10 protein-coding genes and 4 pseudogenes are annotated in these 14,088 nt (G+C 62.9%); 10 read left to right on the top strand and 4 right to left on the bottom strand.

Features of this window, described 5'->3' with window-relative positions:
• Positions 1-121 precede the first annotated feature (121 nt).
• The 4 genes and pseudogenes from B0B13_RS01700 (at position 122) to B0B13_RS01690 (ending at position 4,440) form a co-directional block, all read left to right on the top strand.
• Positions 122-2,179 (top strand): sigma-54-dependent Fis family transcriptional regulator, encoded by a 2,058-nt coding sequence (locus tag B0B13_RS01700; protein ID WP_076794518.1) that lies wholly within the window; start codon positions 122-124, stop codon positions 2,177-2,179.
• A gap of 87 nt (positions 2,180-2,266) precedes the next feature.
• A pseudogene (locus B0B13_RS19905) lies at positions 2,267-2,581 on the top strand (EamA family transporter); the annotation flags it as partial.
• 265 nt (positions 2,582-2,846) lie between these two features.
• Positions 2,847-4,103 (top strand): glycosyltransferase, encoded by a 1,257-nt coding sequence (locus B0B13_RS01695; RefSeq protein ID WP_076794049.1) that lies wholly within the window; start codon positions 2,847-2,849, stop codon positions 4,101-4,103.
• 103 nt (positions 4,104-4,206) lie between these two features.
• Positions 4,207-4,440 carry a hypothetical protein gene (locus tag B0B13_RS01690; protein WP_076788511.1) on the top strand — a complete coding sequence of 78 codons (234 nt, stop codon included), beginning with the start codon at positions 4,207-4,209 and terminating at the stop codon, positions 4,438-4,440.
• Positions 4,441-4,806: 366 nt separating this feature from the next.
• Here B0B13_RS01690 and B0B13_RS01685 read toward each other — a convergent pair whose 3' ends face one another.
• On the bottom strand, positions 4,807-6,315 hold the full coding sequence (locus B0B13_RS01685) for a DUF1254 domain-containing protein (RefSeq protein ID WP_170872327.1): 1,509 nt from the start codon (positions 6,313-6,315) through the stop codon (positions 4,807-4,809).
• 105 nt (positions 6,316-6,420) lie between these two features.
• Here B0B13_RS01685 and B0B13_RS18145 point away from each other — a divergent pair, with 105 nt between their 5' ends.
• Both B0B13_RS18145 and B0B13_RS19675 read left to right on the top strand, forming a co-directional pair.
• Entirely contained in the window at positions 6,421-6,612 is a 192-nt protein-coding gene (locus B0B13_RS18145) for a hypothetical protein (protein ID WP_170872326.1), read from the top strand.
• Positions 6,613-6,633: 21 nt separating this feature from the next.
• Positions 6,634-6,771, top strand: a pseudogene (locus tag B0B13_RS19675) (FMN-binding negative transcriptional regulator); the annotation flags it as partial.
• A 164-nt stretch (positions 6,772-6,935) separates the two neighbouring features.
• Here B0B13_RS19675 and B0B13_RS01670 read toward each other — a convergent pair.
• Together B0B13_RS01670 and B0B13_RS01665 are read right to left on the bottom strand one after the other, a co-directional pair.
• A complete protein-coding gene (locus B0B13_RS01670; RefSeq protein WP_212667351.1) occupies positions 6,936-7,271 on the bottom strand; it encodes a hypothetical protein in 336 nt (111 codons plus the stop codon).
• A 219-nt stretch (positions 7,272-7,490) separates the two neighbouring features.
• A pseudogene (locus tag B0B13_RS01665) lies at positions 7,491-7,835 on the bottom strand (TolC family protein); the annotation flags it as partial.
• Between the two features lie 270 nt (positions 7,836-8,105).
• On the opposite strand from B0B13_RS01665, the pseudogene B0B13_RS01650 reads away from it, so the two are divergent.
• Positions 8,106-10,406 (top strand): annotated as a pseudogene (locus tag B0B13_RS01650) (heavy metal translocating P-type ATPase); the annotation flags it as partial.
• A 10-nt stretch (positions 10,407-10,416) separates the two neighbouring features.
• Positions 10,417-10,920 carry a Fur family transcriptional regulator gene (locus tag B0B13_RS01645; RefSeq protein ID WP_076794042.1) on the top strand — a complete coding sequence of 168 codons (504 nt, stop codon included), beginning with the start codon at positions 10,417-10,419 and terminating at the stop codon, positions 10,918-10,920.
• Between the two features lie 221 nt (positions 10,921-11,141).
• Here the strand turns inward: B0B13_RS01645 and B0B13_RS01640 are convergent, their stop codons facing one another.
• The gene (locus B0B13_RS01640; protein ID WP_076794041.1) at positions 11,142-11,936 is read right to left on the bottom strand and encodes a 5'-methylthioadenosine/adenosylhomocysteine nucleosidase; all 795 of its coding nucleotides are present in this window, start codon (positions 11,934-11,936) and stop codon (positions 11,142-11,144) included.
• 211 nt (positions 11,937-12,147) lie between these two features.
• On the opposite strand from B0B13_RS01640, the gene B0B13_RS01635 reads away from it, so the two are divergent.
• Both B0B13_RS01635 and B0B13_RS17475 read left to right on the top strand, forming a co-directional pair.
• Positions 12,148-13,281: an AGE family epimerase/isomerase gene (locus tag B0B13_RS01635; protein WP_076794040.1), complete on the top strand. Its 1,134-nt coding sequence runs from the start codon at positions 12,148-12,150 to the stop codon at positions 13,279-13,281.
• Positions 13,282-13,432: 151 nt separating this feature from the next.
• Positions 13,433-13,795, top strand: coding sequence for a hypothetical protein (locus tag B0B13_RS17475; protein WP_139337270.1), 363 nt, complete (start codon positions 13,433-13,435; stop codon positions 13,793-13,795).
• Positions 13,796-14,088 lie beyond the last annotated feature (293 nt).

The following is a 14,088-nucleotide window of genomic DNA, read 5'->3' as shown; positions in this document are numbered from 1 at the left end:
CGTGGCGCCGCCTGATGAGACGATCGTCTCACGCCACTGGCATGTTGCAATGCAACGTGTGCCGAAGGCGATGAATGTGCTAAAAACAGCTCAAGCTGCAGGTTCTCTGACGGAGTTCGCGATGCCGTACGTTTCATCCAACCAGCACATCAAGCGCGTACACAGCGCGATCGAAAGTCACAACACACCACTCAATAATGAAGCGTCGCGCCTCGTTTCGTCTTGGCAACGTTCGCTCGAGCGGTACCGGCTCGATCCGTCCTCGCGCGTGGGGCCGCGCGTCGTCACCGCTAGCGAACTGCGCGAGTTGCGCGAGCGCGAAGAGGCATTTTTGCGTGCATCGGGCCAATGCCTGTCTAGGCTGCACGCGACGGTCCGCACCGCTGACTATTGTGTATTGCTAACTAATGCACATGGCGTGACGATCGACTATCGGATCGACCGCGATCGTCGCCCGGACTTCAAGCAGGCGGGCTTGCACATCGGATCGTGTTGGTCTGAACAGGAGGAAGGCACGTGCGGCATCGCTAACGTGCTCGCCGACTTAGCCCCAATTACCGTGCATAAGACGGATCATTTCCGCGCCGCGTTCACCACGCTTACGTGCAGCGCGGCGCCGATCTTCGCGCCGGACGGGTGTCTGATTGGCGTGCTCGATGCGTCGGCAATCCGCTCGCCGGACAATCGCGACAGCCAGGGATTGATCTACCAATTGGTGCGACAAAACGCCCGATTGATCGAGGACGCCTACTTCCTGAACCAGACCACCCACCATTGGATCCTGTTCGGCCACACCAGCCGGCACTTCGTCGAGGCGTGGCCGGAGGTACTGATCGCGTTCGACGAGGGCGGCAACCTTGTTGCGGCCAACGCCCACGCTCGCGAGACCATTCCAGGGCTCTCCGGCGGTGCCCGTGGCCACCTGGCTGACTTGTTCGACGTGCCGCTTGCGCGCATGCTCGATGCGTCGAACCTGCATGACGTGCTGCCGTTGCGGCTGTACGCGTCGGGTACGATCCTGTATGCGCGAATCCGTAGACCGCAACGGCGCGGGCACGCGGCGGGCGTCTTGACTTCAGCGCGTGCTGCCAGGCCAGCGGCGTCAGCACGGCCTGCATCATCGTTACGCGGCGCGCTGCCGCACGATGGTAGGGCGCCCGGCCCATCCGGTATGCGGCCCGGTATGCCAGCCGGTCGTCTATCCGATACGCCGGCCGGCACTGGACCACTGGAAGCCTTCGCGCAGAGCCAGGATCGGCGGGTCGCCCAGGCGGCGAGCATTGCGCTGCGCGTCGCGGAGCGGCGCCTGCCGATCCTGATTCTCGGGGAAAGCGGCTGCGGCAAAGAGGTCTTCGCGCGCGCGATTCATGAGTCGGGCATCCGATGCCAGCAACCCTTCGTGGCGGTGAACTGCGGTGCGCTGCCGGAGTCGCTGATCGAAAGCGAGTTGTTTGGGTATGCGGCCGGCGCGTTCACGGGCGCACGCAGCAAAGGCACGCGCGGCAAGATCGCGCTCGCGCATGGCGGCACGCTATTCCTAGACGAGATCGGCGACATGCCGCTGTCGCTGCAAACACGGCTGCTGCGTGTACTAGCCGACGGCGAGGTACTACCGTTGGGCGCCGAGACGGCGACCCGCGTCGATGTAAACGTGATTTGCGCGACACACCGCGACCTGGACGCAATGGTCGCGCAAGGCACTTTTCGCGAGGACCTGTACTACCGCCTCAGCGGGGCGGTACTACGGCTGCCGCCGCTTCGCGAACGTATCGACATTCGGGCGCTGATACAGGCCGTTTTCGACGACGAAGCGCGCACCGTGCCGCATAAGCTCGTGCTCGATCCCGCGGTACTTGAACGCCTGTGCCATCATCCGTGGCCCGGCAACGTGCGGCAACTGCGCCACGCATTGCGCTACGCATGCGCCGTAACCGATACAAACCGGGTCGAATGGTGCCATTTGCCAGCCGAAATCGCATCCGAACTAAGCTCACCGGCGACGCCGCCGGTGACGCTCGAATCACTGACCGACGAGCGAGAACGTATCGTCGCTGCGCTGACGCGGAATCAGTGGCGCCCCATTCCGGCGGCGCAGGCACTTGGCATATCGCGCGCAACGCTGTACCGGCGCATCGCCAAGCTGGGCATCGTCCCACCCCACCGGCTGCCGGCCGCATAGGTCCACGCAGAACATACGGTATCCTGTCATTTGGCTCGGCGCCTGTCTTGCGCGTCTCGCCGGATGGCGGCATGCTTAGGCTGAATCGTCGACAGCCATTTGACACACAAGGGCTCAATGCGTGACGCGACGGTCCTCGCCTGCATGAAAAGATGGATCAGAGAGCCCGTCAAGTTCGCGCCGGCATGGACTGCTGGCGCGCCACTCCCTACGGCATTCCAGGCCGCCGCCGCGCGCCGACAGGTTTTGCCGGGTACGGCGTCAGCCTAATGCTATTCATTGTCGCATTGCGCAACCTAGGCACGGCCTGCGCCGGCGACTATTTCTTGGTGGCACCGCTGTTTAGTTGCACCGCTGTTCGGCGTCGTATTGTCGCTCGCGCTTTGGCCCGCGATGCCGCCAGGGCAATGCTAGTGGGCGGTGGCGTTGATGGCAATCAGGGGTAGGGCTTCATCCCTCATCGGCATCACCATCGATCGCGGGCTCTCACGCAAGCTTTGTGCGCATAAAGTTTTGCCGCGCAGCATAAACGCTCGCGCGCGAACGAAAAGGGTCCGCACAGGACTGTGGTATAACGCTTCGCGACTACGGGTACGCCTTCGCGCCATCAACGTGTCGTCGAGCCGTCATAGCCATTCACCACACAGCCATCCACCACACGCTGCTCATGGAACGATTATCATCGAGGGAGGCCGGCACGGCACAGCGCGTCCGGATTATTTTCCACATCACCGAATTTAACGACGGCGGCATTGAAAGCGCACTGATCCAATGGTTGCGCGTTTTCGATCGCAAGCATTTCAATGTGACGCTGTCAGTCATGTTCACGTCGGCTGCGTTGGAACGTCGTTTCCGTGCGTCGATCCCGGCCGACGTGTGCATCGAGACGCTGGTCGATCGCAGATGGCTGAATTTTTTCCAAACACGACGACACCTGCACAAGCGCAGCAAACTCGAACGCATCGCGCGCGACATCTTCAATACGGTTGTTGTGCGCCGTTATGTGTCACAGCGCATCGCCCATCTTGCCCGCGAGCATCATCTAATCGCCGATTTCGATATGTCGCTGCGTCGCATCGCAGGCCGGTACGGTGTTGGATGGCTCGGAGTAAATCACTTCAGCTTCGATGCTCGGCTTGGTGGCCGGCCCCGCAAAATCCGGCGCTTGCTGAAACAATATCAAGCCTACGACCGGATTGCGGCGCTGACCGAGCACATGGCCGATGAAGCACAGGCGATGTTCGGCTCGCGGCTACCTCCGCTGCTGGTGCTGCCGAATGCGATCGATATCGCGGCGATCCACGAACGTGCGTCCCATCAGGACGGCAGCGCGTCAATGCCTGATGAGCCCTATATCGTCTCGGTAGCCCGCCTCGACGAGATCCAGAAAGACCATCGCACGCTGTTGCGAGCATATCAACGTTTAGTGATGGCGCACGTCGTACGCGAGCATTTGGTGATCGTGGGCGACGGAGCGTTTCGCGCCGAACTCGAGCAATTGGCGCGCGAGCTGGGTATCAGCGCGCGCGTGCACTTCACCGGTCAATTGAACAACCCGCATCCAGTGATCGCCGGCGCGACACTCCAGATACTGAGTTCGCGCTACGAAGGCATGCCGATGGTGCTGCTCGAGGGCCTCGCGCTGGGCAGGCCGATTATCGCAACCGACTGCCCGACCGGGCCCAGCGAAATCCTCAATGGCGGCCGTGCCGGCATTCTCGTTCCGGTCGGTGACGTCGACGCGATGGTAGACGCCATGCGCACGGTGCTGACCAACCCTGCGCTGCGCACCGAACTCGCCGGACGCGCTCGCCAGCGAGCGCAACATTACGGCATCGACGCAAGCAACGCGAGACTGAAGGCGTATGTCGACACGATTCTTGCATCCAGGCGCGCCGTACCGGCGGCGACCGGAACATCCTGACCAGCGTCGAACAGCCGTCTTCATATCAATTGCACTATTGATTCGTTCGCGGCAATTTTGTCCGGCGTATGCTATAGGCGTCACGCCAGCTTGCAAGATACCCATGGAGATATGCCGCAATTACAAGGGCTACACGATATTGCCCAGCGCAGAGCCGCTGGGCAACGGCCTGTATGCCGCCAATCTCGACCTCGAAGGCCAGCAGCATGGCACACGGTCGCACGTGGAGCATTTCGAGGCGCTCGACTATTTCTTCGAGGCCGAACAGGCCACCGCATACGCATTGCACTGGGGAAAATTGTGGATTGATACACAGCACCGGCTCAAGGCAGCATGAGGTGACGTTCGGCATACCGGCGCCACGAGCCGGCTCGCGCGATGACGAATCGAAGGCCGACCTAACGCTACCGGCGATCGAGTGCCTCCTGGCATTATCGGCGAGCGCGAGCCGCGTAGACCGGTTGCACTGCGTCGGGCAAAACCATTGACGGCAATACGAACGTGTCCCAAGGATTCACTAGGGACACGCCGGTTTCAACAAATCGGCCATATTGCGCGTCACGACGGTCATGCGGTGCAGCTATGCCGTTGCGGTAATTAGATAGCGCCTGGATACCTTATAAAAGTCCGATGAAGTAACCAGCGGCCCAGCGCCATTCTCACGCCACCGGCAAGTCGGGCCACTTTCGCGGCACTGTCTCGGCTACTGGCGATCCAATGCCGGCGGCCGCCAGTTCGAGCGGCGCATCACTGCACTTGGGCCATAGATCCGCATGACCATCCTGAAATGGCCGGTCGGCGATACGAGCCAGTTCGCTGCGGCGGGGCGCGCTGGCGCGGTCGGCTGCACGGTGATATCAATCGACCCGTCCTGGTTGCGCACTAGATGATCGCGATCGGTCAGCACGACATGGCGATTACGCCACCCCGGCCTATGCGCGTCGCCCCTGAACGACGCGCCGACGCCGCCGGCTTCGTCGTCATCCAACGGCTCCGCGACGAGCGTCCAGCCGCCGGCCGAGACGGGCAACTGGTTACGCGTGAAATGCATCATGTAGTCATTCTTCCCCGATAGCGGGCGGTTGTCGCGGTCCACATCGGCGACCAGCGTCAACACATCCTCCGTCAGACCTGCGCCGGGCACCACCGTGGCAACGTACGCGCGATACGCATAATCCTGTCCGTAGCTGCCCGCATCGTCATCAAACCAACGCCATCCGTTCGCCGCCACGACACCGTTCGGGGGCACGCTACGCACGCGTGCCCTGCCCTGCTCGATACCGACCGCAAATGCCTTGGCCGAGACGGGCGACAGTGTAAAAGGCTGGCCCGGCACGATGCCGAGCTGCTTAAGCATTTGCAACGCGTGATCGTCCGTGTCAGCCACCGGTGGGCTATCGACCAGCGCCGCGGACAAGCGGGTAAAGAAGGCCTGAGCACTCATCTGGTCGACGCGGGCGAGCGCGGCGGCAACGGTCGAGCCATCATCGGCCGGGCGCCACGCGCCACGCGCGGCGCTACCGGTCATACGGCTGCCTGTTGATGTGCCGGCCGGCGACGGCGAAACGCGGGCAAACGCCGACGACGGTACGGCGCCGTGCTTGCCCAGCCATGCGGTTAGTGGCGCGACCCGTGGAGTTGCATTCGGCTTATGCGACCGTGCGGCACCGCGCGCCACCCCCGGCTCCACCACGCGAAGCATCAGATAACGGGTTGGCGAATCCACGCGTGCAACGCCAGGCGGCAAGCTGCCCATCCAGCCCGGCCCGACGAACGCGATGGTTTGCGCGCGCGAGCCGGTCGTGCGGGTGCCAGCCGACACGGCGACGTTGGTCCACATGTCATTGGCCTGCACCAGTGTGTAGCGGCCATGTGCGTCGGGCAACGACAGCACGACTGGCTCAGGGCCGAGATCCAGCCACCCGCTGCTGACAAAGCCCGGCTCACCGGACGTCCCCGTATAGAGTTGGTTGACCGGACGCGTCGCCGTCTGCGCCTCGCGCAGCGCGTCCATCACCACCAGGGGATAGCCGAACACATACGAATCGGCTACCTCTGTCGCCGTCCAGCCGGCATTGCTCGCGCTCAACGGCAAGGGCCCCGCGCAGCCGATAGCCAGCACGGCGGCGGCCAATGCGCCACAATATGAAACAGGGGTAGGCACGCGTGCGACGACGCGCGACGCATGCAGCAGCGACTTGAGTTGCATCATCAGGATTGCCTCGTATTTGTTATTCGCAGACCACCCGATGCGGCCCATTCCGCCCCGGACCCCGTGCTGCGACCTGCGGCCGTGGTCCTCGGCCGGCTGCAAACTATGAACCGCGACAAGATTGTTGACATGCGGTTGGCTCTTGTCAATTGGACAACACATGCTGCACCTACCGATGGACGACACCCATGTTTCTGCAGCACGCCGAAGGCCAACCCCATGCCTTTCAAAATCGATGCCGGCGCAGAATGGCTCGACACGCCGCAGCGCCCCGTCGCATACCCTGATCCGGTGTGACGCGACGCGCGCACTGATTCGGACGCGCTCGCTTTGTTGCAAGGCTCAAGCGCTTACGTGTCGCCAGGCTGGTATCCGAGCAAACAACAGGCCCATCGTGCCGCACCGACCTACGACTTATGCAGCGATGCACGCCTAGGACCGCCTCGTCGTACATGACGATTCGTGATAGGTGCGCGCGCTGTTCGCCCGGCTCATGCGACAGATGCAGGTACGTGTGACAGACTCGTTATGGAACGCATGTGACGGACTCACCATGGAAACTGAGCGACGCGCCGCCTGACTTTCTCGATCATTTAGCCAATCAAGTGGTCAGCATCGAATTAACGGTTACCCGTTTGCTCGGTAAGTGGACGGTTAGCCAGCATCGCAGCGCGCAGGATCGGGCACGCGCGAACGCGGGGTTGCGTTCGCAGGGGGTTGCGTTCAATGGCAACCACAGAGGCGGTCGCGATCGCCGAGTGGATTGACCGAGCAGCCCAGTAGGGGTGCACAGCCGCATGGTGCAACACGTGCCAGCCGCTTTGCACACCTTTGGTCACCACGATGAGGATAACTTGTGTCGGGTTGAAGTTGAGCGCGACCATCAACTGCATCAGTGCGATCATCGGCAGCACGAATGTAGGGTGGTACAACTGGCGTTCAATCAGCGCTCTCATCGGATGCTCCACTTGCGATGCGACATCGCCTCGTGCATCGTGGCCACCGAGCCGCACGATATCGCTGTTCCTACGTCGATGCATGGCATGGTAGGAACTACGCGAGAACGGATAAATCGGCTGCAACGAAATGGACTTGTTGGATTGGATGAACAATCGGCGCGGCAGCCATCCGTCGGATGACCGTCGCGCCGCTCCATGGCGGCCGGCGAAAAACCTTTAGCGCGCAGCCAGCGGCGAGGCCGGTTGCGTTGGAGACGTTGGCGCATCCCAGCCGCCGCCCAGCGCGCGTATCAGGTTCACCGTGTACACCGCCTGCGCGCCGGTCAGCTGCATGGCCGCACGCTGGTTCTGTAGCACCGTGCGCTCCGAATCGATCACGTCCAGATAGCTGACTGAGCCCTCGCGGTACTGCGCGCGCGACAACTGTGCAGTCCGACCCGATGCCTGCACGGAGCCGTCGTTCTGCGCCTGGATCTGGTCGGTCAGGATGCGCAAGTTTGCGAGGTTATCCTCAACTTCCTGGAACGCGACGAGCACCTGCTGCCGATCGGATGACATGCGACTTGCGTCGCCATAGCATGCCGAATACACAACCAGCGGAGTAATGGAGCAGTACGATGCTCGATACATCATCGAACTTGACCGATGAGTTTTCGTCGCTCGAAGACTGGACCCTGAGCACGCCGCTCTGGATGCCGTATCGACCGACTGTAGCCCCTTCGGTCGCGGCGCCGGACCCGGGATGGGCATCGTGGCGGTCGTGCTGTCGCGCGTGGCAGCGGCGTGACGGGTCGCCGTGTGACCTTGACCCTCCCATCATGGGAAGGCTGATACTGCATTCCTCCTGTATCGCGCCCCGACATGATGAAAACCTCCCCGACCTACATGACATCGCTGGATATTGAAGGCATGACATGCGCCTCCTGCGTGACGCGTGTCGAGCGCGCACTCGGCAAGGTGCCGGGGGTATCCCATGTGACCGTCAATCTGGCGACCGAGCGGGCATCGGTCACGGCCGGGCTCGATGTGGCGGCTCCCACACTCGTCGCCGCCGTCAAGAAGGCTGGCTACGACGCACGTCTGACGCCCGAGACGCCCGCTGCGGCTTCACACGAGAACGCAATGCGGCCGCTGGCGGCGGTGATCGTCTCCACCTTGCTGACACTGCCGCTGCTGGCGCCCATGATCGAGATGCTGGCAGGCGCCGCGCCATCGCCCCACTCCGGCGAGCCGATGGCGGACATACAGGCGGCGATAGGCCACGGTGCGCCGAGCGTGCCGATTCTGCTGCAAGCCGTGCTGGCGACCGTGATCCAGTTCGTGCTCGGCGCGCGCTTCTACGTATCCGGCTACACGGCCGTGCTAGCGCTGTCCGGCAACATGGACCTGCTTGTCGCGCTGGGCACATCGGCCGCTTATGGATTGTCCCTTTACCAATGGGCGACCCACCCACATGGCGGTGCTCCCCTCTATTTCGAGGCATCCGCCGTGATCATCACGCTGGTGCTGTTCGGCAAGTGGCTCGAAACCCGCGCTAAGCGACAGACCACCGCCGCGATCCGCGCACTAAACGCGCTGCGGCCCGATACAGCCCGCGTGCGTATCGACGGCACTGAACGTGAGCTACCACTGTCCGACGTGCGCGTCGGCATGCAAGTGATCGTGCGTCCCGGCGAGCGATTCCCGGTCGATGGCCGCATCGTCGGCGGCCGCACGCACGCGAACGAAGCCATGTTAAGTGGCGAGAGCCTTCCCATGGCGAAAGACGAAGGCGACACAGTGCACGCCGGCTCGCTGAACGGCGAAGGCGCAGTCGTGATCGAGGCGACGGGGATCGGTGCACAAACGATGCTGGCTCAGATCATCCAGCTGGTCGAGACCGCGCAAGCCGCGAAGGCGCCCATCCAGCGACTGGTGGATCGCGTCAGCGCCGTATTCGTGCCGGCCATCATCGCGATTGCACTGGTCACGCTGTGCGGCTGGTTGCTCGCCGGCGCACCGGTCCAACATGCGATCTTGAACGCAATCGCCGTATTGGTGATCGCCTGCCCCTGTTCGCTTGGGCTTGCGACGCCAACCGCCATCCTTGCCGGCACCGGCGTCGCGGCCCGGCATGGGATGCTGATCAAGGACGCCGAGGCACTGGAGCTTGCTCATCGAGTGAACGTCATCGCGCTCGACAAGACCGGCACGTTGACCGACGGCAAGCCCGTCGTCGTGGCCTTCGATGCATTAGAGGGCACAGACGAGGACGCGCTGTCGATTGCCGCCGGTGTGCAGCAGCACAGCGAACATCCGCTGGCGCGCGCAATCGTCGCCTTGGCACAGCAGCGGCAGGTGGTTGCCGCCAAGGCGCGCGACACCCGAGCTATCGCTGGACGTGGCATCCAGACAACGATCGGCGACGCGATCTTTGGCATCGGCAGCACGCGATGGCTGCGCGAGCTTGGCATCGCGCCCGATGCGGCACTGCAGGCGCGTTCGGACGCGCTGCAGCGGGCCGGCAACACCGTATCGTGGCTGGTGCGCGTGGCACCTTCGCCCGCCCCACTGGCGCTAATCGCGTTCGGCGACACGGTCAGGCCATCGGCCCAGGCGGCGCTCGCCCGGCTCACTGCATCGGGCATGCGCACCCTGCTGATGACGGGCGACAACGGCGGCAGCGCAGCGGCAGTCGCCTCAGCGGTTGGCATCGCCGAAGTGCATGCGGACATGTCGCCGCAGGACAAGGCCGCGATGATCGCGCGGTTGCGCGAGCAAGGCAATGTGGTGGCGATGGTTGGCGACGGTGTCAACGATGCGCCGGCGCTGGCCGCCGCCGACTTGGGCATCGCGATCGGCAGCGGCACGGACGTCGCGATGCACGCTGCCGGCATCACGTTAATGCGTGACGATCCTGCACTGGTAGCCGACGCACTGGACCTATCACGACGTACATATCGCAAAATCTGGCAAAACCTATTCTGGGCTTTCGTCTACAACGTCGTCGGCGTGCCATTGGCCGCGCTCGGGTGGCTCAATCCGATGATCGCAGGCGCGGCGATGGCCTTGTCCAGCGTGAGCGTCGTGGGCAATGCGTTGCTGCTGCGGCGATGGCGCAGCAGCAACGCACGGGCGCGCCGGCCCATGTAGAATCATTGGCATGCCCAACACTCCATCCCGTACTCCCGCTGCTCGCGCGGCGCAGGCCGGCTCACCGGTGGCCGATATCACGCAGGCGTTGCAGCTCGCGCACGCGTACTGCCAGGAGCGCGGCGAATCGCTGACGCCGCTACGGCAGAAAGTCCTGTCGTTGCTGCTGCAATCCGGCCGCGCCACCAAGGCCTACACGCTGCTCGACGAAATGCGCAAGATTCACCCGGGTTCCGCGCCGACGACCGTCTATCGCGCGCTCGATTTCCTGCAGTCCGTGGGATTGGTGCATCGGATCGAATCGATCAACGCGTTCACGGTATGTCATGACTTGACGCACTGCCGGCACGGAATCCTGATCGTCTGCCAGTCCTGTGGCGCAGTCGCGGAAATCGATGCGCCGGGTGTTCATCACGCGCTGGTGAACAAGATTGAATCGACCGGCTTCACACTTGTCCGAGGCGAACTTGAACTCAAGGGCTTGTGCGCAGAATGCGCGGCAAAGGCTGCGTAACGTAAAGCGTCTTTGGGCCAAGGATCGGGCCGTCGACCGGCCGATCGTTGCCTGATAGTCCATATCATTCGGGCCATCCATGGGTGAGCCATGAGAATCAAGGCGCTGAATACCGTTCTTGCTTCCTTCAAAGAAGCCTTCGCCTAGCAGACTCCAAGCCCAACTGGCCGGCGCCACTCGAAGACTGCCGGCTCACGCGCGGCGGCTACGCGCCGCGACCGCTATTGCTGCACCCGGCGCTGCGCAAGAAAACGCTGCAGCATGCCGCCCGAATACGCGCTCGCCACCTCGGCGAGGAACGTCGAGAACGACACCGCGGCGTGTGCGTCAGCGACATCCGAGATCGTGCGGACCACCGCGCAGCGCACGTCGTACTCATGACAGACCTGCGCCAGCGCCGCCCCTTCCATTTCGACCGCCAATGCGTCCGGCGCGGCCGCTAGCACGGCTTCGCGTGCGGCATGGTCGGCAATGAACCGGTCGCCGCTAACGATGAGCCCCCGATGCACGCGCGGCATATCGTCGATCACACCACGGTAGCGCTGGACGAGCTGCATCGCCTGCGCGCGCACAAACGATGCCGCAGCCACTGCCAGCGCGTCCGACAGGTTATCGTCAGTGCCGAAGCGGGAAACGCCGAGCAACGGCACTTCGAATCGCGGAAACAACGGCGATGCGTCCAGGTCGTGCTGCATCAGCGCATCCGCGATGACGATGTCACCCACCCGCACCTGCCGCGCGACACCACCCGCGACGCCAGTGAAAATAATGGCGTCAACACCGAATTGGTGGATCATCGCGGTTGCGGTGGTCGCCGCGGCCACCTTGCCCACGCGCGCCAGCGTCATCACGCACGGCAGGCCGCGCAGCGTGCCAAGCGCGTATTCGCGGCGGCCCAGCATCACCGTGCGCCAATCCTGTGCGGCACGCATTTCGTCGATTAGGGGGGCGATTTCCTCCGGCAGCGCGGCCATGATGCCGAGCGGACGAGCGTTCGATTCTTGTACTGTATTCATAGGTCGGAAAGGACGTTGCGTGCACCGGCCAAGCCGGGCGCGGCCGCCCATGGGTCGGGTCAGGTCGGGCTCTGGCGATACCGAGCCGCTAGCATAGCAGGCTGCCGGCCGCGCGCGACAGGTACGCACTCCATCGCCACGCCGACAGCAGGAAGGGGCAACAGTTGCGGTACACTCGCATCCCAGCCGTTCCCGGAAAAAAGCCTGTTGCATGAACCAGCCAAACTACGCCAGCGCAACCATCGACGAGTTGCACCAGCACCTGGCCAGCGTGATTTTGCCATTGTGGGCCACCCGGGGCTTCAATGACGCATTAGGCCTGCCTTATGACGTAATCGCGCCGCCAGGACAGCCTGCGTTGCCGCCCACGCGCTACCGGGCTATGGCCTGTGCACGCCAACTCTACGTGTTCAGCGCAGCTGGCTGGCACGATCACGCAGACCGCCTGTTCGAATCGCTGCGCAGCCGGTTCGTGGATACGACACATGGCGGCTGGCACTACAGCATCGATGTACAAGGCATGCCGCAAGAGACGCAAAAGGATCTATACACGCATGCATTCATCGTGTTCAGTTGCGCGGAATATTTCCGGCACCGGGGCAACCGGGATGCACTGGATCTGCTCGAAGCGACACTGCACGTGATTGAAACGCGCTTCGCGACCGACGCCGGTCTGTACAACGCGGTGCTATCCGCCGACTTTCGCACGCTCGTCGACGGCCCGCAGCAGAACCCGATCATGCACTTGGCCGAAGCCTACCTGTCCGCCCGCGACGTACAGCGCGACGCGTGGTTTTCCGATGCGCTGCAGCGTATCGCGGAACAGATGATTGCGACATTCGTGCATCGCCCGACCGGCTGCATCGCGGAGTTGCCGATCGGCTGCAGCGCCTTGCGCATCGAACCCGGACACCAGTTCGAATGGTTCTACCTCGCGTCGAGCGCGCCGGATGTCTTTGGACACAGCGACCTGCCCGAGTGGCTCGGCTCGGCCTATATGTTCTCGCTCCGGCACGGCGTGTCGCCTGTCACCGGTGGAGTGTGCGCTGCGTTGGACGAGCATGGCCATGTGATCGAGCCAAACGAGCGGTTGTGGGCGCAAACCGAATTCGCCCGCGCGCTGGCCACATCGCAAGCGCTGCAGGGCGCCAGCGAGGCGCAAGATGCGTACGTGTCCCTGAAGGCTCAACTCGGCCGTTTCAAGCAGCGCTTCTTGCGCGACTACGGCTGGGTAGAATCAATTGCGCAGGACGGCGCCGTGGTGCGCGCGGACATGCCGTCAACGACGCCCTACCACATGGCGACCATGTACCACGCGGTTGCCCGCTTGCGCACGGGGTCGTGACGCCGGTCCATTTGCAGCCCTATCGCAGGCGGGCCCCAGCGATAGGGGGCTCGTATGGGTACCTCGTCAATCAGTCTATCGCTTCCTCGAAGCGACGGCATTGCGAACATGCCGGGCGAGGCCCCTAGCAAGCTTGTCGGCGCATCACTCGATGACGCTGTCTCGCCGCCGCGGTGACTATTATTGCGCCACGAACGAGGTCTCGGCAAACGGCTACATGCCGTCCGTCCAGCCCACCCACGCGAGTAAAACCGGCCGTCTCTCCCCTCTGAGCGATCTCGTCCATGCTGTACGTCCAGATCGTCTCATGCTGCGCGGAACGAACTTCCAGGTCCAGGTCCGCCGCACGGCCTATGCACCAGCAGTTTTTAATATTCAGCCCAAGTTCACTGTCAGCCTTTCGAAACGAAGCACCGGTGCGGGCAAACGGTCGGTCTATGGCAGTTACATCGTATGTCTGTGCTGGTTTAATAAAACCACCGCCTTTTTATCTCGACGGCAAGCCAGTTTATGACAACCTTCTGTGTCACGGCCAACACGCGAATTACAGCGATGATATCGGTGTGATTAAAGCGCAACGCTCAAACGAACTCGCATAGGCAAAACAGCGACACCGCGATAAGCGAGGCGTTTTTAAGCGTTTTGTCTGCAGCGCGAGCTTGCTGTTCATCGTCGCGTACGACACAGCGAACTGATGACGCCCTACAGCAACGGCCTCGTCGAGGGGCATGTCAATCTCGTACACGCGTGTTGATCGGTGCTGACGGTGAAAAAGCCACTTCCAAGTTGCTGTTGACAGCATGGAAT

Origin of the sequence: Burkholderia sp. b14 (genome assembly GCF_900156195.1) — a bacterium.
GTDB lineage: Bacteria > Pseudomonadota > Gammaproteobacteria > Burkholderiales > Burkholderiaceae > Mycetohabitans.
This window is presented reverse-complemented; position numbering and strand designations above follow the sequence as displayed.

Coding starts and splice junctions, on each gene's coding strand:
- B0B13_RS01690 (WP_076788511.1), top strand. CDS start 4,207: ATGGAGATATGCCGCAATTACAAGGGCTACACGATATTGCCCAGCGCA.
- B0B13_RS18145 (WP_170872326.1), top strand. CDS start 6,421: ATGAACCGCGACAAGATTGTTGACATGCGGTTGGCTCTTGTCAATTGG.
- B0B13_RS01635 (WP_076794040.1), top strand. CDS start 12,148: ATGAACCAGCCAAACTACGCCAGCGCAACCATCGACGAGTTGCACCAG.
- B0B13_RS01670 (WP_212667351.1), bottom strand. CDS start 7,271: ATGAGAGCGCTGATTGAACGCCAGTTGTACCACCCTACATTCGTGCTG.
- B0B13_RS01645 (WP_076794042.1), top strand. CDS start 10,417: ATGCCCAACACTCCATCCCGTACTCCCGCTGCTCGCGCGGCGCAGGCC.
- B0B13_RS17475 (WP_139337270.1), top strand. CDS start 13,433: ATGACGCTGTCTCGCCGCCGCGGTGACTATTATTGCGCCACGAACGAG.
- B0B13_RS01685 (WP_170872327.1), bottom strand. CDS start 6,315: ATGATGCAACTCAAGTCGCTGCTGCATGCGTCGCGCGTCGTCGCACGC.
- B0B13_RS01695 (WP_076794049.1), top strand. CDS start 2,847: ATGGAACGATTATCATCGAGGGAGGCCGGCACGGCACAGCGCGTCCGG.
- B0B13_RS01640 (WP_076794041.1), bottom strand. CDS start 11,936: ATGAATACAGTACAAGAATCGAACGCTCGTCCGCTCGGCATCATGGCC.
- B0B13_RS01700 (WP_076794518.1), top strand. CDS start 122: ATGCCGTACGTTTCATCCAACCAGCACATCAAGCGCGTACACAGCGCG.